The following is a 24,102-nucleotide window of genomic DNA, read 5'->3' as shown; positions in this document are numbered from 1 at the left end:
TCTGTAGGCTACACAGCACATAGCCTGTAGGCCCTTTCACTCAGGTTATCCACAGGCAGTTCCACAGGCATTGTGGGTAAAGACCCAGACCTCAATGACAACCTGATGACTGCCAGACCCGTTGCGCACTGTGATGCAGGATTCCATGACGGCGCGCCAACGCCTTGCGGTCCTTGCTGTAGCCGCCGCCGATCACCCCGACCACCGGGATATCCCGGCCCAGGCAATGGCGCATCACGCTTTCATCGCGGGCGGCGACGCCTTCGTCTGTCAGCTTTAGATAACCGAGTGCGTCATCCTTGTGCACATCGACGCCGGCGTCGTACAACACCAGGTCAGGTTGGTAGAGCGGCAGCAAATAATTCAGCGCATCGTCCACCACCTTCAGGTAATCGGCATCGCCCATGCCCTTGGGCAGTGGAATGTCCCAGTCACTTTCGGCTTTGCGCGCAGGAAAGTTCTTCTCGCAGTGCAGGGAAACGGTCACCGCTTCGGGGGTGTTGTGCAGGATTCGTGCAGTCCCGTCACCCTGATGCACATCGCAGTCGAAGATCAGCACCCGATTCACACGGCCGCTTTCCAGCAGGAAATGGCTGATCACCGCCAGGTCATTGAAGATGCAGAACCCGGCAGGATGGTCGTAATGCGCGTGATGGGTGCCGCCAGCCAGATGACAGGCCAAACCATGCTCCAGCGCCTGCTCGGCCGCCAGCAGCGAGCCGCCAACCGCCCGCACCGTGCGCCGGGCCAGGGCTTCGCTCCACGGCAGGCCGAGGCGTCGCTGGTCTTCACGGGACAACTCGCCGCCCATGTAGCGTTCGATATACGCAGGGTCATGTGCGAGCGCGAGAATCTCTGGCGGGCAGAGGTCGGGGCGCAGCAGGTCAGCGTCGCGAGTCAGTCCGCTGTCCACCAGGTGATCGCGCAACAGGCGAAACTTGTCCATGGGGAAGCGGTGTTCCGCCGGGAACTCGGGGCTGTAGTCTTCGTGGTAGATCAGGGGCAAGGGCATGACGAATTAACGTAGGAATGAAGGACGGATCCTACCAGCGTTGTAGACTTGTGGCATGGGAACGGGGGAGCACGATGGAACCGATACTGGAACTCGAGAGCGCGCGACTGCTGTTACGGCAGTGGAGCGATGAGGATTTGCCGGAGTTTGCGGCGATGTGCGCCGATCCACAGGTGATGCGTTATTTTCCGGCGCCTTTGAGTCGACTGGAAAGTGCCTCGCTGATCGGACGGATTCGTGGCCATTTTGCCGAACATGGCTTCGGTTTCTGGGCGCTGGAGCGCAAGGACACCGGGGCATTTATCGGTTTTACCGGGCTCGCCGTGGTTGGCTTCGACGCGCGCTTTGCCCCGGCCACCGAAATCGGCTGGCGCCTGGCTCGCGAACACTGGGGCCTTGGTTATGCCAGTGAAGCGGCGTGGACCGCTCTGCGCTGCGGGTTTGATCGGTTGGCGCTGAAAGAAGTGGTGTCCTTCACTACCGAAACCAACATGCCGTCGCAGAAAGTCATGCAGGCCATCGGCATGCATCATGATTCAGCCAATGATTTCGAGCACCCGATGCTCGCGGCCGATCATCCCCTGCGTCACCATGCGTTGTACCGCATCACCCGTGAACAATGGCTGCAAACCTTGCATGGCTAAGCCGACACGGACGTTTACAATGGCTGCCGTGGGCCCTGGCCAGAAATTGAATCGACCGTCGCAGCCAAGACTGCGCGGCATGCGTTGTGTGAGGAGAGTCTGAATGAGCCAAGTGTTGGATGATCTGGTTGACCTGCTGACCCTGGAACCGATCGAAGAAAACCTGTTCCGTGGCCGCAGCCAGGACCTCGGTTTTCGTCAGCTGTTCGGCGGTCAGGTGATCGGCCAATCCCTGTCGGCGGCCAGTCAGACGGTCGAAGAAGCGCGTCATGTGCATTCGATGCACGGTTATTTCCTGCGCCCCGGCGATTCCGCGTTGCCTGTGGTTTATCAGGTTGACCGGGTACGCGACGGCGGCAGTTTCAGCACGCGCCGGGTGACGGCGATCCAGAAGGGCAACCCGATTTTCACTTGCAGTGCGTCGTTCCAGTACGACGAAGAAGGCTTCCAGCACCAAGCAGAGATGCCGGTGGTGGTCGGCCCGGAAAACCTGCCGTCGGAGCTGGAACTCACTCAGCAGCGCGCGCACCTGATCCCTGAGCACATGCGCGAAAAATTCCTGTGCCCGAAACCGATCGAGTTTCGCCCGATCACCGAGAAAGATCCCTACAACCCGCAGCCGTCTGATCCGATCAAGTACGTCTGGTTTCGCGCCGACGGTGCCTTGGCCGACTCCCCGGCGCTGCATAAATACCTGCTGGCCTACGCTTCGGATTTCGGGTTGCTGACCACCTCGATGCAGCCCCATGGCAAATCGGTCTGGCAGAAAGACATGCAGGTCGCCAGCCTCGATCACGCGCTGTGGTTCCATCAGGATCTACGTGCCGATGATTGGTTGCTGTATGCGATGGACAGCCCTTGGGCGGGCAACTCCCGCGGTTTCTCCCGTGGCAGCGTGTTCAATCGTGCCGGGCAACTGGTGGCGTCGGTCACCCAGGAAGGCCTGATTCGCCACCGCAAGGATTGGGCATGAGCCTGGCCGAGGTGCGGCACTGGGTGTTCGATATGGACGGCACCCTGACGGTGGCCGTGCATGACTTCGCGGCGATCCGCGTGGCGTTGGCGATTCCTGCCGAAGACGACATCCTGACCCACCTCGCCGCGCTGCCGGCCGATGAGGCCGCCGCCAAACATGCGTGGTTGCTGGAACATGAACGCGACCTGGCACTGGGTTCGAAAGCGGCACCGGGCGCGGTAGAACTGGTGCGCGAGCTGGCCGGGCGCGGTTATCGCCTGGGCATTCTCACGCGCAATGCGCGCGAACTGGCGCATGTCACGCTAGAGGCGATCGGTTTGGCTGACTGCTTCGCGGCGGAGGATGTACTGGGCCGCGATGAAGCACCGCCAAAACCGCATCCCGGCGGTCTGCTGAAGTTGGCCCAGGCCTGGAATGTCCCGGCCAGCGAGCTGGTGATGGTCGGCGATTACCGCTTCGATCTGGATTGCGGTCGGGCGGCAGGGGCGCGGACGGTGTTGGTGAACCTGCCGGATAATCCCTGGCCTGAGTTGGCGGATTGGCATGCGGCGGATTGCGTGGCGTTGCGAGAAATGTTGTCGGCTTGAGGGCCTCGCGAGCAGGCTCGCTCCCACAAGGTTCTGTGTTGATCACAATACTTTGTCCAACACAAAACCTGTGGGAGCGAGCCTGCTCGCGATGGCGTCAGATCAGACGCCACACAACTCACTGACCGAACAACGCCTTGCGCCCCTGCGGCGAGTTGAACATCCCGTCCCCGTCATGCCCGACCCCGGGCACTTCAATCAGTTGCTGATTCAATCCTTGAGGTTGCAGCCGCTTCAGGTGAGCAAAATAATTGCGCCCGCGAGCCAATCGATTGGCTCCCTGAGCCTGGGCTTCACAGCTTTTATCCAGCGCCGACTGCTTAGGGTCGTTATCCTGCTGTCCGATTAGATAAACGACATCACGTTTGACGTAGATTTCCTTCAACTGCTTGGCCGTTTGCCCTTCGGCATAGGCGGGTAAATTCGCCAGCCCATATTTCCAGCGATTGAAATTCGGGCAACCGGCGTGGTTGAACGCCACGGGTCGTCGTTCATCGAAGTACGCATAAGACGACGGGTTGGCAATGACGTAACGCACCTGTATGTCGGCCGCCTTGAGCGCTGGCTGGTCGTGGCCCAGCAACGCGTATCGCTGCACCACCTGAGCGCCGCCGGAGTGACCGGCGATGACAATTTGCTTCACGTCCGGAAACTGTTTTCGATCGCCGATTCGGCCGATGATTTCGTCGAGCGCCGCGTAGGAACTCATGGTAAACGGTGCGGTGGATAAACCGCCCGCCATCCAGTCGTTGCCCTGCCAGCGCAATACGCTGTCCGCCACGGGATGGGCTACGACGTCGGCTTCATTGAGAAATTGCGGAGCGATCACCAAGGTGCTGGCGGTTTGCCCGGCCTGTTCGGCCGCGCGCACGGCGCTCTGGCGATAGGTATCGGCATTGCGCAATCGACCATGGATGATGATCAGCACGCGTTCGATTTTCGCCGGCGCCGGGCCGATGCCCACCGCGATTTCACCTGAAGTCAAAAGCAGGCGCCCGGAGCTGACCTCTTTGACCGCATGCTCGGCAGCCTGGGCGCTTGCGCAGGTGATCAGTAGAGCTAACAGCCACTTGTTCATTTATAGGTTTTTCGCTGCAAAGGTATCGCACTGGCCGACCTGGCCTTGTGCGAATCCGATTTTGAACCAGCGCACCCTTTGCGCCGACGTACCATGAGTAAACGAGTCCGGCACCACGCGCCCCTGACCTTGCTGTTGCAAGCGGTCATCGCCGATGGCATTGGCGGCGTTCAAGGCTTCTTCAATGTCACCGGGTTCCAGCCAGTTCAGCCGTTTCTGCGCATTGTTGGCCCAGACTCCGGCCAGGCAATCGGCCTGAAGTTCCTGGCGCACCAGCAAACCGCTGTCGCCTTCCATCTGCCGACCCTGTTGGCGGGCAGTCTGAACTTTCGCCGATACACCGAGAAGCGTCTGCACGTGGTGTCCGATTTCGTGAGCGATCACGTAGGCCTGAGCGAAGTCGCCAGCGGCGGAAAAGCGTTGGGACATTTCCTGGAAGAAACTCATGTCCAGGTAGACCTTCTGGTCCGCCGGGCAATAGAACGGACCGGTCGCCGAACTGGCCAGACCGCAGGCCGAGTTGACGCGGCCGCTGAACAGCACCAGGGTCGGGTCCTTATATTGACGCCCGGCCTGCTGGAATATCTGACCCCAGGTGTCTTCGGTATCGCCGAGGATCGAGCGCACGAACTCGGCTCCTTCATCAGTGGCCGGTGGCGCCTTGCGGGTTTGAGTCGGGGCCGGTGCCGATTGCTCGCTCATCTGTCCGGTCAATTGCCCGAGGATTTGCAGCGGGTCCTGGCCGGTGATCCAGCCGATCCCGACGATCAAGATAATCGCCGTCAGGCTCAGGCCCTTGCCGCCACCGAAGCGCATTCCGCCACCGCCACTGCCGACATCATCTCCACGGGCATCGACCACGTTGTCGCTGCGTCGGCCTTTTTTCCATAGCATGTGGGAATCCTCTGATTGTCCGTGGGGATGAGTGTTGCTGCTGAGTGGGAGCGGCGCCAGTCCGGTCGTCCATCTTTTGTTGCGCACAGCAGCCGTCCCGGCAACCTGTGGTGGGTGGCCGGGAGTCTTCCAGACTCGTATTGAACACAGACAACCCATCTAATTCCTTCGGGCGACCGGTTTTTATCGAGCAGGCGACCGCCTGCTTCGTTTTCGGACAGTGGGTTCCAGATTTCGCATACGGTCGGTTGTCTTCTAGAATCGGACAAAATTTGTGTGGAACCTCTCAATGGCAGGCAGTCAGATCGAACGTGTTTTCAGCGTGCTTGAAAGTCTCACCAGTGACCCTCGTGGCCTGCCGATGCAGAAGCTGGCGGAGCAGCTGGATATTCCCAAAAGCGCGACTCACCGGTTGCTCGCCGAGCTGATCCGGCTGGGTTATGTGCGACAGAATCCGGAGAATTTGCGGTATCACCTGTCGACCAAACTGGTGGCGATGGGTTTCCGTTACCTGTCGGGCAGCGGCGCCGATATTGTGCAGCCGGTGCTGGATCGCCTCGCCCAGGAAACCGGCGAGCTGGTGCGTCTTGGGGTGATTGAAGGTGAGCGGCAGATCTGGATCGCCAAATCCCAGGGCGCCCGTTCCGGGCTGCGCTACGACCCGGACATGGGCCGTGATGCGCCCTTGTTTTACACCGCGTCCGGGCATGCGTGGCTGGCGTGCATGAGCGATGCCGAGGCGCTGTCCCTGGTCGAACGACAGGGTGTCGAGCGGCCAAAGGACCTCGGGCCAAATGCTCCGCGTTCCAACATCGAATTGCTGGAACGCCTGCGCCTGGCGCGGGAGCAGGGTTATGCCTGGGTCGAGGAAAGTTCGGCAGTGGGCACTTCGGCGATTGCTGCGGTGGTGCGACATCCCAGTGATGGTCGAGTCATCGGTGTGCTGAGCATCGCCGGGCCCAGCGCGCGGATGCCGGGGGCGCGATTGCATGAGTTGGCGCCACTGTTGTTGAAATTCGCCGATGAGCTGTCGGCGGCCAGTCTGGCCTCTGAGTTGTTCAACTGATCGCTCCTACAGAAACCGTGCGCTGTTCGCACACTTTTTTGGTTTACCTGTGTAGGAATCTGGAACAAGGTTCTAAATTATTCGGGTTCGTCTTTCCGGTAAGGGATGCTTTTAAATAGTTGATGCACAACACAAGGGATACCGAATGACCGTCAGCACTCCGCTCTCAGGCGTAAACCAGCCCTTCAAAGGGATTGTGCTGATCGTCGTTGCGACCTTCCTGTTTTCCAGTCACGACGCCTTGTCGAAATACCTTTCAGGCTTCTACCCGGTCGTCATGGTGGTCTGGGCCCGTTATCTGGTTCACACCTTACTCATGGCCGGGATTTTCCTGCCGCAATCCGGGTTGGGTGTCCTACGCACCAAACGGCCGTTGCTTCAGCTGTTGCGGGCGTTGTGCCTGCTGGGCACCAGTCTGTTTTTCACCACCGGCTTGCAGTACATCCCTTTGGCCGAAGCCACGGCGGTCAACTTTCTTGCGCCGGTGCTGGTGACGGCGCTGTCGGTGCCACTGCTGCGCGAGCACGTCACGCGTGGCCAGTGGATTGCGGTGATTTGCGGCTTCATCGGCGTGTTGATCATCGTCCATCCCGGCGGAGATCTCTTTACCCCGGCGGTGTTGCTGCCGCTCTGCTCGGCGCTGTTTTTCTGCTTCTATCAGTTGCTCACCCGCAAGCTCAGTGAAATCGACAGCCCGACCACCAGCAACTTTTTCGCCGGGCTGTGCAACACCCTGGTGATGAGCGCGCTGGTGCCGTTCTTCTGGCAAGTCCCCAGCCTGGGCCATGGATTCATGATGGTGGCGCTGGGCGCCTGCGGGATGACGGCTCACTTGTTTCTGACGCAAGCCTTCCGCCATGCAGCCCCGGCGTTGTTGGCGCCGTTCGGCTATTGCCAGATTGTCTTTGCCGGTTTGCTGGGCTGGTTGCTGTTTTCCCACACGCCGACCCTGACCACGGTGATCGGGATCGCGGTGATCTGTTGCAGCGGGTTGGCAGCAGCCTGGCAGCAGAGTCGTCGGTGAGAGCCGCAGGGCAGGCCTGGAATCAGGCCTGCCGGGGGAGGGGATTTTACGGGGTGACGGTCGGAATCTTGCGCGGTGCCATGAAGTACATCCAGATCAGCGCGATGAAGTACATCGCCGGAATCATGGTGAACAGCACGGTGTAGTTGTTGTTGGTGATCGTCAGAATGTGGCCGACCAACTGGGTCATGAACATCCCGCCGATGGCCGCGCACATGCCACCGAAGCCGAACACCGTACTCATCATGTGTTTAGGCGTGTAGTCCATCACCAGGCTCCAGATGTTCGCGGTCCAGGCCTGGTGCGCACCGATGGCCAGGGAGATGGCGGCCACGGCGACCCACAGGCTGCTCGAACCCGCCGCCATGATCACGCCGACGATGCAGCAGGCGAACAGGAACATGGACATCAGCCGCGCCTTGATCGGGTTGACGCCGCGGCCGATCAGGAATGAGGACAGGATCCCGCCGCCGACGCTGCCGAAATCGGCAGTGAGGTAGATGATGATCAGCGGGATACCCATCTGGGTCACGTTGATCCCCAGGTTGTATTGCTGATTGAGAAACGGCGGCAGCCAGTAGAGGTAGAACCAGAACACCGGCGCGGTGATCGCATAAGCCAGGGCGAAGGCCCAGGTGCCACGCATGCGCAGGATTTTGGTGAACGGCACGCGGGATTGTTCCGGTTCGACTTCCTTCTGGATGTAGTCCAGTTCCGATTGTTTAACGCTCGGATGATCTTCCGGGTTGTAGTACTTCAAGCCCCAGAACAGCAACCAGATCCCGCCCAGCGACGCCATGCACAGGAACGCGGCCTGCCAGCCCCAGACATGCAGGATCAGCGGCAACAACATGGGGGTGAACATCGCACCGACGTTGGTCCCGGCGTTGAAGATGCCGGTGGCCACGGCGCGTTCGCCGGCCGGGAACCATAACCGTGTGGTCTTCACGCACGCCGGGTAGTTGGCGGCTTCCGTCAGACCGAGGATGAATCGGCAAACCATGAAGCCGACGGCCGAAGTGGCCAGGCCATGAGCGCCGGTGGCCAGGCTCCAGAGCAGCACGGCGAAGAAGAACACGCGCTTGACGCCGACCCGATCGATCAACCGGCCTTGCAGCACGAAACCGATGGCATAGCCGACCTGGAACCAGAAGTTGATGTTGGCGTAGTCCATCGCCGTCCAGCTCATTTCCTTGGCAAGGATAGGCTGCATCACGCCCAGTGCGGCGCGGTCGATGTAGTTCAGGGTGGTGGCGAAAAACACCAGCGCCAGCATGCCCCAACGGGTTTTGCCGACCGCCATGGCGCCGCGGATCTTGTCGCCGATGCCGCCAGTGGCAGGAGTCATGGAGGAACGCTCCACGGGAGAGCTTTGAGAAGGAGTCATGTAGTCCACCGATTATTTTTATGTGGTGTTCTGGGTCTTGGGTAACCGGAGCCCGCGGTTGATGACGGGACCCAATGTGGCGTTGATGTTGCGCAGTGGACGAAAAATCGTCAATTCGCCCAAGGCCATTGTGTTCGATAATCGCACGCAAAACTAACCGGGTAGTACACTTTAAATTGCTGTGTCGATTCCACCGGCCAATAATCCCCCCAAGTTAAACGCGGTTCCTGAAGGAGCACGGCTTGCCGGCGATGGCGCCCTTAAGATCGCCATCACCGACAAGCCGTGCTCCTGCACGAAGCGTGCGATGTCGATAACAAGATTGTCTCCACTACCGGGAGTCGAAATATGCAGCGTTCCATTGCCACCGTGTCCTTGAGCGGTACCCTGCCGGAAAAACTTGAAGCCATTGCCGCCGCCGGTTTCGACGGGGTGGAGATTTTCGAGAATGACCTTCTCTACTACGACGGCAGCCCGCGGGAAATCAAACAGATGTGCGCCGATCTCGGGATCGCGATCACGCTGTTTCAACCCTTCCGGGATTTCGAGGGCTGCCGCCGTGACCGCCTGCCGCGCAACCTGGAGCGGGCCGAGCGCAAGTTCGACCTGATGCAGGAACTGGGCACCGACCTGGTGCTGGTGTGCAGCAACGCTTCGGCCGACGCCATCGGTGACGAACAAATTCTGATCGATGATTTGCGCTTGCTGGCCGAACGCGCCGGTGCTCGTGGTTTGCGGATCGGCTATGAAGCGCTGGCCTGGGGCCGCCATGTGAACACTTATCAACAGGTGTGGAACATCGTCCGTCAGGCCGATCATCCAAGCCTCGGCGTGCTGCTGGACAGTTTTCACACGCTGTCGCTCAAGGGTGATCCGAGCGCGATTGCCGAAATCCCCGGCGACAAGATTTTCTTCGTGCAAATGGCCGACGCGCCAATCCTGGCCATGGACGTGCTGGAGTGGAGCCGGCATTTCCGCTGTTTCCCGGGCCAGGGCGAATTCGATCTGCCGGGTTTTCTCGCGCCGATCATCAAGAGCGGTTACACCGGGCCGTTGTCGCTGGAGATCTTCAACGACGGCTTCCGAGCCGCGCCGCCACGGGCCAATGCCGCCGACGGTTTGCGCTCGTTGCTGTACCTGGAGGAGAAAACCCGCGAGCGTCTGGCGCAAGAAACCACGTCACCGGCGACTGTCGACATTCTGTTCGAGACGCCCAAGGCCAGCGAGTACAACGGCATCGAGTTTCTTGAGTTCGCCGTGGACGAAAGCCTTGGCGCCAAGCTGTCTCATTGGCTGGAGCGGCTGGGTTTCGTCAAAGCCGGCCAGCATCGTTCCAAGAGCGTGAGCTTGCTGCGTCAGGGTGATATCAACCTGATCCTCAACTCCGAGCCTTACTCCTTCGCCCACAGTTTTTTTGAGGCGCATGGCCCCTCGCTGTGTGCCACCGCCGTGCGGGTCAAGGACAGCGCCAGTGCGCTGGCCCGGGCAGTGGCTTATGAAGGCCAGCCGTATCGCGGGCTGGTCGGCCCCAATGAACTGGAGCTCGCCGCGGTGCGCGCACCGGATGGCAGCCTGATTTATCTGGTGGACCAGGACGCCGATGTCTACGGCACCGACTTCAATCTGCAACCTGCTGCGGTGGCCAGCGGTGGTCTCAAGCGCATCGACCACATGGCCATGGCGCTGCCGGCCGACAGCCTCGACAGTTGGGTGCTGTTCTATAAAAGCCTGCTGGATTTCGAAGCCGATGATGAAGTGGTGCTGCCTGACCCATACGGCCTGGTAAAGAGTCGGGCGCTGCGCAGCCGGGACAGTTCGATCCGCTTGCCGCTGAACATTTCCGAGAACCGCAACACCGCAATCTCACACGCGCTGTCGAGTTATCGTGGCTCCGGCGTGCATCACATCGCCTTCGATTGCGACGACATCTTTGCCGAAGTCAGCCGGGCCAAGGAGGCCGGCGTGCCGCTGCTGGACATCCCGCTCAATTACTACGATGACCTTGCTGCGCGGTTCGATTTCGACGACGAGTTCCTCAGCGAACTGGCTTATTACAACGTGCTCTACGACCGCGATGCCCAGGGTGGCGAGCTGTTCCATGTGTATACCGAGCCGTTCGAAGGGCGCTTCTTCTTCGAGATCATCCAGCGCAAGAACGGTTACGCAGGTTACGGCGCCGCCAACGTCGCGGTACGACTGGCGGCCATGGCCAAGTCTCGAAGCGGTGTCGTACGCCAGGCCAAGTTGTAGGGAAATCGTAAACACGGGCACAAACCGCTGCCGCGCGGCTTCCTTCACTGTGCGGAGCGGCCCATAATCGCCCACCTGTGCAGTGATGGCCGTGAGCCCGCAATGACAATAACTTCAGAACTCTCCACAGCACCCGACAAGCCGATTGTCGAGCCGCGCAAGAGTCGCAAGAACAACCCGGAAAAGACCCGCGAGAATATCCTTCAAGAGGCGATTGTCGAGTTCGTCCAGCAGGGGCTTTCCGGCGCTCGCGTCGATGCGATTGCCGAGCGCATCCACACCTCCAAACGCATGATCTATTACTACTTCGGCAGTAAGGAACAGCTCTACATCGAGGTGCTGGAGAAACTCTACGGCGATATCCGCAATACCGAAAACCGGTTACACCTGACCGAACTGGCGCCGGTGGACGCGATTCGGCGGCTGGTGGAATTCACGTTCGATCACCATGATCACAACGTCGACTTTGTGCGCATCGTCAGCATCGAGAACATTCACAACGCGGAATACGTGAAGCGCTCCGATGCGATCAAGGCGATGAACAACACCATCCTCGATTCACTGGGCGAGATTTTGCGTCGCGGTGCTGAGGAGGGTGTGTTCCGGGCAGGGCTTGATCCGTTGGATGTGCATCTGCTGATCAGTTCGTTCTGCTTCTATCGCGTGTCGAACCGCCATACCTTAAGTGAGATTTTTCAGATCGACCTGCCGGAAGAAAGCATCAAGCAACGTCATCGGGCGATGATCTGCGAGGCGGTTTTGCGCTATCTACAGGCCTGACGCCTTGGCTTTTCAGCCATTCATGCTCTGGAAATGCTCGAGCATTCGCTGCGCATCCGGCACCACGCCACTGAACAACTCAAACGCCTTCACCGCCTGAAACACCGCCATGTTACCGCCATCCAGCGTGCGGCAACCCAACGCGCGGGCGTTGCGCAGCAGTTCGGTTTCCAGCGGAAAGTAAACGATCTCCGCCACCCATAACTCACCTCGAAGCAGCTCCACCGGCACCGGCATGCCCGGCAGTTTCTTCATGCCCACGGGGGTGGTGTTCACCAGGCCGTCGGCCTGGGCGAGAGTGCTTGGCAAGTCATGGCCCGCCACAGCCCGGCCGCCGCCGAAATGTTGATTGAGGTTGTCCGCCAGGCTCTGGGCGCGGCTGGTCTCCACGTCGAAAATGCTCAGCAGCTGCACGCCTTCACTCAAGAGTGCGTGGGCCACTGCCGCGCCGGCACCACCGGCGCCCATTTGCACGACGCGCTCAAGGGCAACGCCCTTCAAGCCGCGACGAAAACCCTCGGCGAAGCCCAGGCAATCGGTGTTGTGGCCGATGCGTTTGCCGTCCTTCAACACCACCGTGTTCACCGCCCCAATGCCGCGGGCCTCCGGGGACAATTCGTCGAGTAGCGGAATGATCGTCTGCTTGCACGGAAAGGTGATGTTCAGGCCGGTGAAGTTCATCCGCTCGGCGGCTACCAACAGGTCGGGCAGGGCACTGCTGTCGAGTTTCAACGGGTCCAGATCGATCAATCGATAGAGGTAACGCAACCCCTGGGCATCACCTTCATGCTCGTGCAGCGCCGGGGTGCGAGAAGCCTGGATGCCGGCACCGATCAGTCCGGCCAGTACAGCGTTGGTCTGAGTCACGGTCTTCATCCTTTTAAACGTTGGCTGAAATGCTCCAGCGCCAGACGATAGCCGTGGCTGCCGAAACCGGCCATCACCGCCGTGGCGATGGCCGACACAAAAGAGTGGTGGCGGAAGGGCTCGCGGGCATGAACGTTGGACAGGTGGACTTCGATCACCGGCAGTTCGCTGGCGACCAGGGCATCGCGAATCGCGACCGAGGTGTGAGTCCAGGCGGCCGGGTTGATGACGATCCCGGCACAACGGCCGCGCGCGGCGTGAATCCAGTCGAGCAGTTCGCCTTCATGATTGGTCTGGCGAAACTCCACCGCCAGGCCGAACTCTTCGGCGGCACGACCGCACAAGGCTGAGAGGTCGGCCAGGGTTTCGTGACCGTAAGTCGCCGGTTCACGGGTGCCGAGCAGGTTCAGGTTCGGGCCGTTGAGCACCAGAACGATAGGGGGCATCGGGGGTCTCTCCACGTATTGTTTTTGGCATTGGCCGAGGGTTTCAGCCTGTGGAGATAAATTGTACTAGCTAGTTAATTTGGTCAATTGCAGAGGCCGTTTTCAGGGTTAATGTGTGCGGTGATCGGACGGTTTTGACTTTCAGCGGGGCAGATGCTCAACGAGAAAATCGATGAAGGCCCTCAGGCGCAACGGCATATGACGAGTTTGCGGGTAGAGCAGGGTGAACGGTCGCGAGCGTCCGCCATAGGGCTTGAGCACTTCCACCAGCGAACCATCGGCCAGTTCGTTTTCGACGATGAAGCGATAGGTCTGGAACAGTCCCGCACCATGTTTGGCCAGGGTCACCCCGCCCAGCACATCGTCGGAACAACTGAGATTGCCCTCGGCCAGAATCTCCCGCTGCTCGCCATTGTCGTTGAACAGCCAGGCAATCCGCCGACCGCTGCTGGGCAATTCGTACTGGATGCACTCGTGCTCTTTGAGATCATCCAGTGTTTGTGGAATGCCCGCGTGCTTGAGGTAGTCAGGACTGGCAATCATCACCAGCGCGGCGTCTTCCAGCTGTCGGGCGATCAGGCCGGAATCCGGAATCGCCCGCACGCGGATCGCCATGTCATAGCCTTCCGCGACGAAATCGATGTTGCGATTGCTGATGTGCGACTCGACCTTCACCGCTGGAAAACGCGCCCGAAAAGCCGGTAACAACGGCAAAATCCGGTGATGGGCATAGGTGGTGGGAATGCTGATGCGCAAGGTGCCGGAAGGCTGTTGCTGCTGCCCCATGACTTCACGCTGGGCCTCGACCAATTGCGCCAGCGCCTGGCGACATTCCTCGTAATAACGCCGACCACTGTCGCTCAGCTTGACGCTGCGAGTGGTGCGGGCGAACAACCGCACGCCCAGGCGTTCTTCCATGCGCGACACCGAGCGGCTCACAGCCGCGGGCGTCACGCCAGCCACCAGCGCGGCGGCGGTAAAGCTGCCAGCCTCGGCAGCCAGGCAAAACAGTTCGATGCTGCCCAGCTGAAGATCGTCGAATTGTCGCTGCATGATTAATTACACCGGGGATCAAATGAAGTGTGTGAGTCAGTGTTTATCAGAAGCCAGCACACAGATACAGCGAGTTTGTGATGAGCAAACCAGCCGGGTTGATTGCCTGACAAGCCAAGACGGCCGCCCTCGGGGCGGCTTTTTAGTCGGCGCCAGGAAAGGATTGCTTACCATTTAGCGGTGTGATCCACCGGCCCAAGCCGAACCTTGGCGCTAGTCTCAAAAGTCGCAATGACGAATTCAACGCAGCGCCAGTTATCGGATTTTCCAAGGAATGTCGGGTCTTCGGATTCATTAACCTAACGGATGGGTTAGCATGAGATTATTCAGCTACAAAGGATTTTCAATGGTGATCATGTTGCGCGATGAGCACTGTCCGCCGCATGCCCATGTAGATGCCGGAACCTGGAGTGCGCGCTTCAAATTCAGCTTCTGGCACAACAGTGTCGAGCTGTGGGACGTGGTTCCTCATTCTCGCCGGCCACCTGTGGCGGTGCTGGAAGGGTTGCGTCATGCACTCGGACAACCCGCTCATTTGCGCCGCGCCCGGTGTATCTGGTGGGACAAGTTGCACACGGTCTGCCTCGATCATCAGATATGGGACTGGCAAACCAGTGAAGTCGTGGTGGTGAAAAGGGTCGCCAGTACGACCTGCATGATTGGCTCGGCTTGCTATGAGCCCGAGACGAACAAGACCCTGCTGGCGCTGATGGGCGTTCCGGAGGGCGTGGAGATCGAACTATGAAAACGATAACAGCAAAAATGTTGGTGGATCGGCCGGTAACCGAAGCCACGCTGGATGATGCCATCCAGCGTGGCCAACTGCGCCACAAAGGCGGTCTGCGGGCGACCTCGGTGACCTTTGTGGAACCGTGTCTGGCGGTCAGTTTTATTGATGGCAGTGGCGTGCTGTTACCCGTGCAGCACTATCCGGAGTTCGATGATTTCGACATCGAGGATTTCGCCGACCTCAAAGTCGGCTTTTCCGGGACAGCCCTTTGCCACGAAGGTAAGGACCTGCAGGTCTCCATTGCCGGGATGATTTCGGCGAGCAAGCCGCTGATGGATATGGCCGCATCGGTCATCGCCTCGCGTAATGGTCGCCAAAGCAGCGCCGCCAAAGCAGAGGCGGCGCGGGCGAATGGCCGTAAGGGCGGGCGTCCGCGCAAGACCGATATCCCCCTTTAAGCACGCACAAAAAAGCCGTCGTGATGACGGCTGATCTGTTTCTGCCAAGGGCAATCAACGACGGGTCAACAACACCCCGGATTCCATGTGATGGGTCCACGGGAACTGGTCGAACATTGCGCAGCGGGTGATGCGATGGGTGTCGTGCAACTGGGCGATGTTGGCCGCCAGGGTTTCCGGGTTGCAGGAGATGTAGAGAATGTTGTCGAAGCGGCGGGTCAGCTCGCAGGTGTCCGGGTCCATGCCGGCGCGAGGCGGATCGACGAAGACACTACCGAACTCGTAGCTCTTCAGATCGATACCGTGCAGACGACGGAACGGACGAACTTCATTCAGGGCTTCGGTCAGCTCCTCGGCGGACAAGCGCACCAGAGTGACGTTATCCACAGCGTTTTCGCTGAGATTGCTCAACGCAGCGTTGACCGAGGCCTTGCTGATTTCAGTGGCCAGCACTTTGCGTACGCGTGTCGCGAGCGGCAAGGTGAAGTTGCCATTGCCGCAATACAGCTCCAGCAAATCATCGGAGCGATCACCGAGTGAGTCGTAAGCCCAGTTGAGCATCTTCTGGTTCACAGTGCCGTTGGGCTGGGTGAACGCGCCTTCCGGCTGGCGATAGCTGAAGGTGCGACCGCCGACGTCCATCTGCTCGACCACATAATCGTGACCGATCACTTCGCGTTTGCCCTTGGAGCGGCCGATGATGCTGACGTTCAGCTCGGCCGCCAGTTTCGACGCCGCCGCGTGCCAGTGCTCGTCCAGCGGGCGGTGATAGCACAGCGTGATCATCGCATCGCCGGCCAGGGTGGTGAGGAACTCCACCTGAAACAGCTTGTTGCTCAGGGCCGCACTGGCTTGCCACGCTGCCTTCAGCTGCGGCATCAACTCGTTGATGCGCAGGCTGGCGATCGGGAATTCCTCGATCAGGATCGGCGTGCGCTTGTCTTCCTGGGAAAACATCGCGTAGTGACGCTCACCGGCTTCACGCCACAGGCGGAATTCGGCGCGCAGGCGGAAGTTTTTCAGCGGCGAATCGAACACCGCAGGTTCTGGCGCACCGAACGGGGCCAACAGGTCACGCAGGCGCGTGACCTTCTCTTCGAGCTGAACGGCGTAAGCCTTGGAATCAAAAGTCATGCGTTGAACCAACCCAGCTTGATCACGAACAGAATCGACAGAATCACCAGTGCCGAGTTCAGCTCACGGCCGCGGCCGGACAGCAACTTGATTGCGGTCCAGGAGATGAAACCGAAGGCGATGCCGTTGGCGATGGAATAAGTGAATGGCATGGCCAGTGCGGTGACCACAACCGGTGCGGCGACGGTGATGTCGTCCCAGTCTATTTCGGCCAGGCCGGAAGTCATCAATACCGCGACGAACAGCAGTGCAGGCGCGGTAGCAAAGGCTGGAACGCTGGCCGCCAATGGCGAGAAGAACAGCGCCAACAGGAACAGAATCGCCACGACAATAGCGGTAAGGCCGGTGCGGCCACCGGCACTCACGCCGGCAGCGGATTCGATGTAGCTGGTGGTGGTCGAAGTGCCCAGCAGCGAACCGGCCATGGCCGCGGTGCTGTCGGCGATCAGGGCGCGACCCATTTTCGGCATATGGCCGTCCTTGCCCATCAGGCCCGCGCGCTTGGCGACGCCGATCAGTGTGCCGGAGTTGTCGAACAGGTCGACGAACAGGAAGGCGAAGATCACGCTGACCAGACCGATGTCCAGTGCGCCCATGATGTCCAGTTGCAGGAAGGTCGGCGCCAGCGACGGCGGCATCGACATTACGCCGCCGAATGGGGTGAAGCCCATCACGATCGAAGCGATGGTCACTGCCAGAATGCCGATCAGTACCGCGCCACGCACTTTCAGTGCTTCAAGCGCCACGATCAGGGCAAAGCCGAGGGTCGCGAGGATCGGTGCCGGTTGCTTCAAGTCACCGAGACCGACCATGGTAGCCGGATTGCTCACCACGATGCCCGCGTTATGCAGCGCGATCAGGGCCAGGAACAGGCCGATACCGGCGGCAATTGCCGAGCGTAGCGCCAGCGGAATGCTGTTGATGATCCATTCACGGATGCGGAAGATCGACAACAGAAAGAACATCACCGCCGAGAGGAACACCGCGCCCAATGCCACTTGCCAGGTGTGGCCCATGTGCAGGACCACGGTGTAGGTAAAGAAGGCGTTCAGTCCCATGCCCGGCGCGAGCGCGATCGGGTAGTTGGCGATCAGGCCCATGGTCGCCGAGCCGATGGCTGCTGCCAGGCAGGTGGCGACAAACACCGCACCTTTGTCCATGCCGGTCTCGCCGAGAATGCTCGGGTTGACGAACAGAATGTAGGCCATGGCCAAAAAGGTCGTGACGCCCGCCAGAATCTCGGTCCGCACGTTGGTGTTGTGTGCCTTGAGTTGAAACAGCCTTTCCAGCATGTCTGCTCCCCGTGGCGCGCCAGGCGCCGTGAATGTATCGACCTCAACAGCAAAGCACAGACCGCTGTTGGCGCCTGGTAATTTTCTGTGGGTCGGAAAAAGCCGCGCATCATACCAGCCGCTTGGGGTTATGGCTGCTTATGGCTGCGATCGTCGTCGATGTTTTGCGGTAAAGCCAAGTGCGCCATACTGCGCGCTGGTTTTGGGGGTACTTATGTATTGCATGAATAAACGTCTGATTGCCGCATTCGGAGTGTCGATCGCCTTGTTCCTGGGGACGCACACCGCTGCGGCTGCATCGGCAGCGCCGTTGAGCCAGGTGAAGGTGCTCAAGGTCGAGTCGCCGGGTTGCGGCTTTGAAGACATCGCGCAGGGGCAAGAGCAAACCCGCTGCAATCACAGCGGGCCGAACATCAAGGTCTACGTGCTGGAAGTCGGTTACGGTCGTAGCGCGCAGGTCGGGCTGGACGGTTTTGAAGTGAACGGCACCCGGACCCCGGTCTGTGCTTTTGATAATGGCAACCTGACTGAGTGCACCGTCGGGAAAAAAACCGTCGGCTATCTGTACGTCTTCGATCTGGCGGGTAAGCAGGAAGGCACGTTCACCTTCAGCAACACATCGATCAACGCGCCAGGCAATACGCTGTCGACGCAGCTTTACATCAAGTAATGGCAGGCTCGAACAAGGGGCAGGAAAGCTGACTACGCTTTAAAGATCATCCAGTGGACTGCGCCCATGACCTTTAGAGCTCTGATTACCCTCGCCGAGGGCATCGATGACCTGCAATCAGTAACCCTGATCGATGTGCTGCGCCGCGCCAAGGTTGAAGTGGTGGTGGCCAGTGTCGAGGGACGGCGCATGCTCACCTGCGCGCGCGGCACCCGAGTGACGGCCGATGCGATGCTGGTGGACGTACTGGCGCAGCCGTTCGACCTGATCGTCCTGCCCGGTGGTGACGTGGGGGCGCAACACCTGGCGGCGCATCAACCCCTGCAACAATTGATCAAGGATCAGGCGGCGGCCGGGCGCCTGTTCGCCGCTATCGCCGAGGCTCCGGCAGTGGCGCTGCAAGCCTTTGGCGTATTGCGTCAGCGGCGCATGACCTGCCTGCCCTCGGCCAGCCATCAACTGTCGGGATGCAACTTTGTCGATCAACCGGTGGTGGTCGACGGCAACTGCATCACTGCCCAGGGTTCAGGCGCGGCATTGCAATTCGCCCTGGCGCTGGTGGAACAACTCTGTGGCAAGGCCACGCGAGCGGCGGTGGCGGGGGAGTTGGCGGTCTAGAAAATGTCAGGCGTGGGTGGCAATGGGTTCGATGACCGGTTGCTCACGCTGCTCTGCTTGCCAGAGATCGTAGTCAGTCTGAGCACCTAGCCACATTCGAGCCTTACCAATTCCAGCCCGCTCCAGGCGTACTGCCAAATCAGGGCTGATCGGCGCGTGGCCATGCAGCACTCGCGATAGATGCGGACGCGCAAATCGCAGGTGCCGGGCCAGCTCTGTGACGCTGACGCCAAGTTCAGGCAATACATCCATCAAAAGGGTTTCGCCAGGGTGTGGCGGGTTGTGCATGGGCATGTCCTGCCTCCTGTCAGTGGTAGTCCAGATAGTCGACGAGTTCGATATCCGAACCGATAAAACGAAAAATAATTCGCCAGTTCCCCGAAACGCTCAGTGACCAGTATTCGGTCAACTCTCCCCTGAGTGGGTGTAATCGCCATCCCGGAATGTCAAGGTCGCCAGGTACTGCTGCGCGGTCCATGAACTGAAGCATTCGAGACAGACGCTTCGCATGGTCTGCCCGGATCCCGCGAGTCGAACCTGTTTCATAGAAGCCACGAAGGCCTTTGTGCTGAAAGGATTTGATCATGGGACAAGTGTAAGGCGACACATTACACCTGATGCACTATCTATGTATTGCACCTGCTCGGCAAAAGTGTGATCGGCAACGGCTTCAAACCTTCACTTCCTCCACAGCCACATGCATGCGGTCGCGGTTAGCCAGGGTCGGGAACAGCTTTATCCACGCCCCGGTCACCACCAATGTGCCAATCCCCCCCATGACCACGGCCGGCACAGTGCCGAACCAGTGGGCGGTCAAGCCGGATTCAAACTCGCCCAATTGGTTCGAAGCGCCGATGAACAGACCGTTCACGGCACTGACCCGGCCGCGCATTTCATCCGGGGTTTCCAGTTGTACGAAGGAGGCGCGGATCACCATGCTGATCATGTCCGCCGCGCCCAACACCACCAACACAGCCAGGGAAAACCAGAACGAGGTCGACAGGCCGAACGCAATGGTCGCGACACCGAACACACCGACGGCGGTGAACATGACCCTTCCGACTTTGCGCTCCACGGCGAATCTCGCCAGGTACAGCGACATCAGCAGCGCACCGACTGCCGGCGCTGACCGCAGCAGGCCCAGGCCCCAAGGGCCGGTCAGCAGAATGTCCTTGGCAAACACCGGCAGCAACGCCGTCGCGCCACCGAGCAGGACGGCAAACAGATCCAGAGAAATCGCCCCGAGAATGTCCGGGCGACTACGAATGAAGCGGATGCCCGCCAGCAGCGAATCCAGCGTCGCCTTGCCCTTGTTCAGCGGTGTCTGCCGTGCAGGCAGGTTGAGCATCAGCAGGCAGGCGATAAGGTAGAGGATCACCGTCGGGCCATAGACCCAAACGCTGCCGAAGGCGTAAAGCAACCCGCCGAGGGCCGGGGCAACGATCGTCGCCGATTGCTGTGCGGATTGGGCGGCGGCGACCGCGCGAGGGAACAGCGCGCTGGGCACGATGCTAGGCAACAGAGCCTGAGTGGTCGGCATTTCGAAGGACCGGGCGGCACCGAGCAGGAACGCGAGGATGAAGATCATCTCGCGGGTGACATTGTCGGTCGCGCTGCCGATGACCAGCGACAGGGCGATCAGCGCTTGCAGGAACTGACAGATGGCCGCGACCTTGCGCCGGTCATAACGGTCCGCGACATGCCCGGTGTGCAGCATGAACAGCACCCGCGGGGCGAACTCCACCAGACCGACCAGGCCCAGGTCCAGCACATTGCCGGTCAATTGGTAGAGGTTCCAGCCGATGGCCACCGTGAGCATCTGGAAACCGCTGGCGGTAAACACCCGAGCCAGCCAGAACGCGATAAAAGGGCGGTGATGACGTAACAGCAAAGGCGCTTGGCTGGGCATCTGGGGGTCGGTTTTTCAGCGAGGTGAGGGGCGAGATTATCACCAAGCTGTAACCAGAAGTTGCAGGGTTGGGAAATTTCGTTAGCTAGACACCGATCGGGGCTCATAAGCCTTGTAGCAGCTGCCGAAGGCTGCGTTCGGCTGCGCAGCAGTCGTGAAACTCATGCGCGGTGGGTGTATCAGTTGATTCGAGCCCGCCGGGTTTACGACTGCTGCGCACTCGAACGCAGCCTTCGGCAGCTGCTACAGGGTTGTCGGCGACGGTATGAGGCAACCTGTCACGCGGCAAAAGACCACACCGTCCATCGTCAAAAATGGGACTACTCTTTTAACGTTGCTTGATCCAGATCAAGACCGTTCATGGAATTGATCCGGCGGCCAGATGGCCAGACTCCCTACGTTGTGATGTTTGTAAAAAAAGAACGAATTCAAATTCGCCACACTCCATATCCGTGGGGGCAGTGGGTGTAGGCCGCAAGCCTTCAGCCGGTATTACCTGACAGAGGAAGACTTATGTTCGGTTTGGAGGCACTTGATCTCGCCCGGATTCAGTTCGCATTCACCATTTCGTTTCACATTATATTTCCCGCTATCACCATTGGCCTGGCGAGTTACCTGGCGGTGCTCGAAGGTCTGTGGCTGAAAACCCATAACGACACGTACCGCGATCTGTACCACTTCTGGTCGAAGATCTTTGCGGTCAACTTCGGTATGGGCGTGGTCTCCGGCCTTGTCATGGCCTATCAGTTCGGCACCAACTGGAGCCGCTTCTCGGACTTCGCCGGTTCCGTGACCGGGCCACTGCTGACGTACGAAGTACTCACCGCGTTCTTCCTCGAAGCCGGTTTCCTCGGCGTCATGCTGTTCGGCTGGAACAAGGTCGGGCGCAATCTGCACTTCTTCTCCACGGTCATGGTCGCTATCGGCACACTGATCTCGACTTTCTGGATTCTCGCTTCCAACAGCTGGATGCAGACGCCGCAAGGCTACGAGATCGTCAATGGCCAGGTCATTCCAGTGGACTGGCTGGCGGTGATCTTCAACCCGTCGTTCCCGTACCGCCTGATGCACATGGCCACGGCAGCGTTCGTCGCGACCGCTTTCTTCGTCGGATCCTCGGCGGCCTGGCATTTGCTGCGCGGCAAGGACAACCCGGCGATCCGCACCATGCTGTCGATGGCCATGTGGATGGCCTTGATCGTGGCGCCGATTCAGGCGGTCATCGGTGACTTCCACGGCCTCAACACGCTCAAGCATCAGCCAGCGAAAATCGCCGCGATCGAAGGTCACTGGGAAAACCACGGCGATGAGCCGACCCCGCTGATTCTGTTCGGCTGGCCGGACATGAAAGAAGAACGGACCAAATTCGCAGTAGAGATCCCGTACCTGGGCAGCCTGATCCTCACGCACTCGCTGGACAAACAGGTCCCGGCGCTCAAGGAGTTCCCGCCGGAAGACCGGCCGAATTCGACCATCGTGTTCTGGTCGTTCCGGATCATGGTGGGGCTGGGCATGCTGATGATCTTCACCGGTCTGTGGAGCCTGTGGCTGCGTAAACGCGACAAGCTCTATACCTCGCGACCGTTCCTGTACCTGGCGTTGTGGATGGGGCCGTCCGGCCTGATCGCGATCCTCGCCGGTTGGTTCACCACTGAAATCGGCCGTCAGCCGTGGGTGATCTACGGTCTGATGCGCACGGCAGATGCGTCCTCCAATCACAGCTTCATGCAGATGAGCATCACGTTGATCATGTTCGTCGTGGTCTATTTCGCGCTGTTCGGTGCGGGTCTGGGTTACATGATGCGCCTGGTGCGCAAAGGGCCGAAGATCGACGAAGGCAAGGAAACCAACGAGGGTGGTCCTGGCAAGAAACGCACGCCGGCCCGTCCGCTTTCGGCCGCCGATGACAACGGTGACAGCGACCACAGCCCCAGCCTGACCAAGGAGATTTGACTCATGGGTATTGATCTTCCGCTGATCTGGGCCGTGATCATCATCTTCGGCATCATGATGTACGTGGTCATGGACGGTTTCGATTTGGGGATCGGGATTCTCTTCCCGTTCATTCCGGGCAAGACCGATCGTGACGTGATGATGAACACCGTCGCCCCGGTATGGGACGGTAACGAGACCTGGCTGGTGCTGGGCGGCGCCGCGTTATTCGGGGCCTTCCCGCTGGCCTATTCGGTGGTGCTTTCGGCGTTGTACCTGCCGCTGATTTTCATGCTGATCGGGCTGATCTTTCGCGGCGTGGCCTTCGAGTTCCGCTTCAAGGCCAAGGACGACAAGCGCCATCTCTGGGACAAGGCGTTCATCGGTGGTTCGGTCGCCGCCACCTTTTTCCAGGGCGTGGCGTTGGGTGCGTTCATTGATGGGTTGCCGGTGGTCAATCGCCAATTTGCCGGTGGCTCACTGGACTGGTTGACACCGTTCACGATGTTCTGCGGTGTGGCGCTGGTGGTGGCTTACGCGCTGCTCGGTTGCACCTGGCTGATCATGAAAACCGAAGGCAAGTTGCAGGAGCAGATGCATGACCTGGCTCGGCCGCTGGCTTTCGTGGTGTTGGCGGTGATCGGTGTCGTCAGCATCTGGACTCCGCTGGCCCATGCCGAGATTGCCGCTCGCTGGTTCACCCTGCCGAACCTGTTCTGGTTCCTGCCGGTGCCGATCCTGGTGCTGGTGACCATGTACGGTCTGATCCGTGCGGTGGCTCGCAATGCGCACTACACGCCATTCCTGCTGACGCTGGTGCTGATCTTCCTCGGCTACAGCGGTCTGGGCATCAGCCTGTGGCCGAACATCGTGCCGCCGTCGATCTCGATCTGGGACGCCGCCGCACCGCCGCAAAGCCAGGGCTTCATGCTGGTGGGCACGCTGTTCATCATCCCGTTTATCCTGGGTTACACCTTCTGGAGCTACTACGTGTTCCGCGGCAAGGTCACCCATGAAGATGGCTATCACTAGAACGCGCGACTGTGGCGCAGGGCTGAGACCTGCGCCATTTCTTCAGAGGAGATTGCGATGATGGCGGGTAAACATTCCTTGCAGGAAATCGAAGCAGCAGAGAAAAAGCCGCTCTGGCAGCGACTCGGCTGGCTGGCGATGATCTGGACCGGTAGCGTTGTGGCGCTGTTCATCGTGGCCAGCCTGATGCGCATGTTCATGAATGCCGCGGGGCTGACGACCCACTGAATTTTTGCAGCAGATCCCATCCCGTTGCCTTGCGG

At 59.9% G+C, this 24,102-nt stretch carries 26 protein-coding genes; 14 read left to right on the top strand and 12 right to left on the bottom strand.

Features of this window, described 5'->3' with window-relative positions:
* Positions 1-91 precede the first annotated feature (91 nt).
* Positions 92-1,012: a histone deacetylase family protein gene (locus BLW70_RS01295; protein WP_074871120.1), complete on the bottom strand. Its 921-nt coding sequence runs from the start codon at positions 1,010-1,012 to the stop codon at positions 92-94.
* 74 nt (positions 1,013-1,086) lie between these two features.
* On the opposite strand from BLW70_RS01295, the gene BLW70_RS01290 reads away from it, so the two are divergent.
* The 3 genes from BLW70_RS01290 to BLW70_RS01280 all read left to right on the top strand — a co-directional run bounded on the left by BLW70_RS01290 (position 1,087) and on the right by BLW70_RS01280 (position 3,219).
* Positions 1,087-1,656, top strand: a complete 570-nt coding sequence (locus tag BLW70_RS01290) for a GNAT family N-acetyltransferase (RefSeq protein ID WP_074871118.1) — start codon at positions 1,087-1,089, stop codon at positions 1,654-1,656.
* 103 nt (positions 1,657-1,759) lie between these two features.
* Positions 1,760-2,629: an acyl-CoA thioesterase II gene (gene tesB, locus BLW70_RS01285; protein WP_008149206.1), complete on the top strand. Its 870-nt coding sequence runs from the start codon at positions 1,760-1,762 to the stop codon at positions 2,627-2,629.
* Entirely contained in the window at positions 2,626-3,219 is a 594-nt protein-coding gene (locus BLW70_RS01280; protein ID WP_074871116.1) for an HAD family hydrolase, read from the top strand. Before tesB ends, BLW70_RS01280 begins: the two co-directional genes overlap by 4 nt.
* Before the next feature lie 118 nt (positions 3,220-3,337).
* Here the strand turns inward: BLW70_RS01280 and BLW70_RS01275 are convergent, their stop codons facing one another.
* Both BLW70_RS01275 and ypfJ read right to left on the bottom strand, forming a co-directional pair.
* Positions 3,338-4,297 (bottom strand): alpha/beta hydrolase, encoded by a 960-nt coding sequence (locus tag BLW70_RS01275; protein WP_074871114.1) that lies wholly within the window; start codon positions 4,295-4,297, stop codon positions 3,338-3,340.
* On the bottom strand, positions 4,298-5,191 hold the full coding sequence (gene ypfJ / locus BLW70_RS01270) for a KPN_02809 family neutral zinc metallopeptidase (RefSeq protein ID WP_074871112.1): 894 nt from the start codon (positions 5,189-5,191) through the stop codon (positions 4,298-4,300).
* A gap of 289 nt (positions 5,192-5,480) precedes the next feature.
* Between ypfJ and BLW70_RS01265 the strand changes: the two genes are divergently transcribed.
* Both BLW70_RS01265 and BLW70_RS01260 read left to right on the top strand, forming a co-directional pair.
* On the top strand, positions 5,481-6,257 hold the full coding sequence (locus BLW70_RS01265) for an IclR family transcriptional regulator (protein ID WP_074871110.1): 777 nt from the start codon (positions 5,481-5,483) through the stop codon (positions 6,255-6,257).
* A 145-nt stretch (positions 6,258-6,402) separates the two neighbouring features.
* Entirely contained in the window at positions 6,403-7,281 is an 879-nt protein-coding gene (locus BLW70_RS01260; protein ID WP_074871108.1) for a DMT family transporter, read from the top strand.
* A gap of 46 nt (positions 7,282-7,327) precedes the next feature.
* Here the strand turns inward: BLW70_RS01260 and BLW70_RS01255 are convergent, their stop codons facing one another.
* A complete protein-coding gene (locus tag BLW70_RS01255; protein WP_235864980.1) occupies positions 7,328-8,629 on the bottom strand; it encodes an MFS transporter in 1,302 nt (433 codons plus the stop codon).
* A gap of 387 nt (positions 8,630-9,016) precedes the next feature.
* Here BLW70_RS01255 and quiC point away from each other — a divergent pair, with 387 nt between their 5' ends.
* Positions 9,017-10,918: a 3-dehydroshikimate dehydratase QuiC gene (gene quiC / locus BLW70_RS01250; RefSeq protein WP_074871104.1), complete on the top strand. Its 1,902-nt coding sequence runs from the start codon at positions 9,017-9,019 to the stop codon at positions 10,916-10,918.
* 102 nt (positions 10,919-11,020) lie between these two features.
* Positions 11,021-11,698: a TetR/AcrR family transcriptional regulator gene (locus BLW70_RS01245; protein WP_074871102.1), complete on the top strand. Its 678-nt coding sequence runs from the start codon at positions 11,021-11,023 to the stop codon at positions 11,696-11,698.
* Between the two features lie 12 nt (positions 11,699-11,710).
* Here the strand turns inward: BLW70_RS01245 and BLW70_RS01240 are convergent, their stop codons facing one another.
* From BLW70_RS01240 to BLW70_RS01230, 3 genes are all read right to left on the bottom strand, one after another.
* On the bottom strand, positions 11,711-12,574 hold the full coding sequence (locus BLW70_RS01240; RefSeq protein WP_219732566.1) for a shikimate dehydrogenase: 864 nt from the start codon (positions 12,572-12,574) through the stop codon (positions 11,711-11,713).
* Positions 12,571-13,011, bottom strand: coding sequence for a type II 3-dehydroquinate dehydratase (gene aroQ, locus BLW70_RS01235; RefSeq protein WP_074871101.1), 441 nt, complete (start codon positions 13,009-13,011; stop codon positions 12,571-12,573). Before aroQ ends, BLW70_RS01240 begins: the two co-directional genes overlap by 4 nt.
* 141 nt (positions 13,012-13,152) lie before the next feature.
* Positions 13,153-14,064: a LysR family transcriptional regulator gene (locus BLW70_RS01230; protein WP_074871099.1), complete on the bottom strand. Its 912-nt coding sequence runs from the start codon at positions 14,062-14,064 to the stop codon at positions 13,153-13,155.
* Positions 14,065-14,380: 316 nt separating this feature from the next.
* Here BLW70_RS01230 and BLW70_RS01225 point away from each other — a divergent pair, with 316 nt between their 5' ends.
* Together BLW70_RS01225 and BLW70_RS01220 are read left to right on the top strand one after the other, a co-directional pair.
* Entirely contained in the window at positions 14,381-14,809 is a 429-nt protein-coding gene (locus BLW70_RS01225; RefSeq protein ID WP_056744643.1) for a hypothetical protein, read from the top strand.
* On the top strand, positions 14,806-15,252 hold the full coding sequence (locus tag BLW70_RS01220) for a DUF2442 domain-containing protein (protein ID WP_074871097.1): 447 nt from the start codon (positions 14,806-14,808) through the stop codon (positions 15,250-15,252). Before BLW70_RS01225 ends, BLW70_RS01220 begins: the two co-directional genes overlap by 4 nt.
* A gap of 54 nt (positions 15,253-15,306) precedes the next feature.
* Here BLW70_RS01220 and trmA read toward each other — a convergent pair whose 3' ends face one another.
* Both trmA and BLW70_RS01210 read right to left on the bottom strand, forming a co-directional pair.
* Positions 15,307-16,386 (bottom strand): tRNA (uridine(54)-C5)-methyltransferase TrmA, encoded by a 1,080-nt coding sequence (gene trmA, locus BLW70_RS01215; RefSeq protein ID WP_074871095.1) that lies wholly within the window; start codon positions 16,384-16,386, stop codon positions 15,307-15,309.
* On the bottom strand, positions 16,383-17,678 hold the full coding sequence (locus BLW70_RS01210; RefSeq protein ID WP_074871093.1) for an NCS2 family permease: 1,296 nt from the start codon (positions 17,676-17,678) through the stop codon (positions 16,383-16,385). The genes trmA and BLW70_RS01210 overlap by 4 nt, the downstream gene beginning before the upstream one ends.
* 214 nt (positions 17,679-17,892) lie before the next feature.
* Between BLW70_RS01210 and BLW70_RS01205 the strand changes: the two genes are divergently transcribed.
* Positions 17,893-18,348 (top strand): DUF4879 domain-containing protein, encoded by a 456-nt coding sequence (locus BLW70_RS01205; protein WP_074871091.1) that lies wholly within the window; start codon positions 17,893-17,895, stop codon positions 18,346-18,348.
* A 66-nt stretch (positions 18,349-18,414) separates the two neighbouring features.
* Entirely contained in the window at positions 18,415-18,966 is a 552-nt protein-coding gene (locus BLW70_RS01200) for a DJ-1 family glyoxalase III (protein ID WP_074871089.1), read from the top strand.
* A gap of 6 nt (positions 18,967-18,972) precedes the next feature.
* Here BLW70_RS01200 and BLW70_RS01195 read toward each other — a convergent pair whose 3' ends face one another.
* The 3 genes from BLW70_RS01195 to BLW70_RS01185 form a co-directional block, all read right to left on the bottom strand.
* A complete protein-coding gene (locus BLW70_RS01195) occupies positions 18,973-19,260 on the bottom strand; it encodes a HigA family addiction module antitoxin (protein ID WP_074871087.1) in 288 nt (95 codons plus the stop codon).
* A gap of 13 nt (positions 19,261-19,273) precedes the next feature.
* On the bottom strand, positions 19,274-19,552 hold the full coding sequence (locus BLW70_RS01190) for a type II toxin-antitoxin system RelE/ParE family toxin (protein ID WP_074871086.1): 279 nt from the start codon (positions 19,550-19,552) through the stop codon (positions 19,274-19,276).
* Positions 19,553-19,636: 84 nt separating this feature from the next.
* Positions 19,637-20,875, bottom strand: a complete 1,239-nt coding sequence (locus BLW70_RS01185; RefSeq protein WP_074871084.1) for an MFS transporter — start codon at positions 20,873-20,875, stop codon at positions 19,637-19,639.
* A gap of 513 nt (positions 20,876-21,388) precedes the next feature.
* Here BLW70_RS01185 and BLW70_RS01180 point away from each other — a divergent pair.
* The 3 genes from BLW70_RS01180 to BLW70_RS01170 are packed head-to-tail and all read left to right on the top strand — an operon-like array spanning position 21,389 to position 24,067.
* Positions 21,389-22,828 (top strand): cytochrome ubiquinol oxidase subunit I, encoded by a 1,440-nt coding sequence (locus BLW70_RS01180; RefSeq protein WP_074871083.1) that lies wholly within the window; start codon positions 21,389-21,391, stop codon positions 22,826-22,828.
* A 3-nt stretch (positions 22,829-22,831) separates the two neighbouring features.
* Positions 22,832-23,839 (top strand): cytochrome d ubiquinol oxidase subunit II, encoded by a 1,008-nt coding sequence (cydB, locus tag BLW70_RS01175; protein WP_074871081.1) that lies wholly within the window; start codon positions 22,832-22,834, stop codon positions 23,837-23,839.
* 60 nt (positions 23,840-23,899) lie between these two features.
* Complete coding sequence (locus BLW70_RS01170; protein WP_074880353.1) at positions 23,900-24,067, top strand: DUF2474 domain-containing protein; 168 nt, start codon at positions 23,900-23,902, stop codon at positions 24,065-24,067.
* Positions 24,068-24,102 lie beyond the last annotated feature (35 nt).

The organism is Pseudomonas frederiksbergensis (assembly GCF_900105495.1).
Taxonomy (GTDB): domain Bacteria; phylum Pseudomonadota; class Gammaproteobacteria; order Pseudomonadales; family Pseudomonadaceae; genus Aquipseudomonas; species Aquipseudomonas frederiksbergensis.
The sequence above is the reverse complement of the archived record's forward strand: the minus strand, read 5'-3'. Positions and strand labels throughout refer to the sequence as shown.